Origin of the sequence: Rhodovulum sp. 12E13 (assembly GCF_003340565.1) — a bacterium.
GTDB lineage: Bacteria > Pseudomonadota > Alphaproteobacteria > Rhodobacterales > Rhodobacteraceae > HLUCCA09.
The window spans coordinates 1-636 of record NZ_QPLK01000120.1 but is presented as its reverse complement, the minus strand read 5'-3'; the positions used below and the strand labels follow the sequence as shown (position 1 = coordinate 636).

The following is a 636-nucleotide window of genomic DNA, read 5'->3' as shown; positions in this document are numbered from 1 at the left end:
CCACGCGCACCGTCAACAGGCGTCGCGCCGCTCGGGAGGGTCTGCACAACCCTCGACCGGTCCTCACGACCGGCCCACGACCGCCAAATCCGCCGCTCAGACGCATTCGGTGAATACTGCGGGATGATGCGACATTTGGACTTCTTTTTTCCTAATCCCTCTACTTGTGAGTATCCGAGCAGCAAAAATATGACGTTCGCAAGCATGCCCATAAACCTTATCATGGATGCATGGATCCCCGTGCTCGACAAAACCGGTGCGCGTCGCATCATTGCGCCGTGGCAGATCGCGGATCGAAGCCTTGCAATGCCGGATTGGCCTCGGGCCGATCTGAACCTCGCCTGTTATGAATTTCTGATCGGCTTGGTCTTCCTTGCGGATCCGCCAAGAGATCACGATGACTGGGAGGCACGGGTTGCGCCGGAACCGGAAAGGCTGCGGAATGCGCTTCTGCCGCACGCGGAGGCATTCGAGCTGATGGGCGATGGCCCGCGCTTCTTGCAGGACCCGAGAGCTATGCCCGATTTTGGGTGACACGGCCTGATCAGGCGGCGCGGGTTTCGGTGTCACGTGCGGCGACGCCGTCGTTGAACGTGACGCCCTCGACGACCTTTGGCAACTGGTTCGCGCCCTTCA

Annotated in this window: 1 protein-coding gene; it reads left to right on the top strand. The window is 60.4% G+C overall.

What is annotated here, in order from left to right; all coding sequences use genetic code 11:
- Positions 1-534, top strand: a 534-nt coding sequence (locus tag DLJ49_RS22690; RefSeq protein WP_233489411.1) for a type I-E CRISPR-associated protein Cse1/CasA, incomplete at its 5' end; no start/stop codon positions are given.
- Between the last annotated feature and the right edge of the window lie 102 nt (positions 535-636).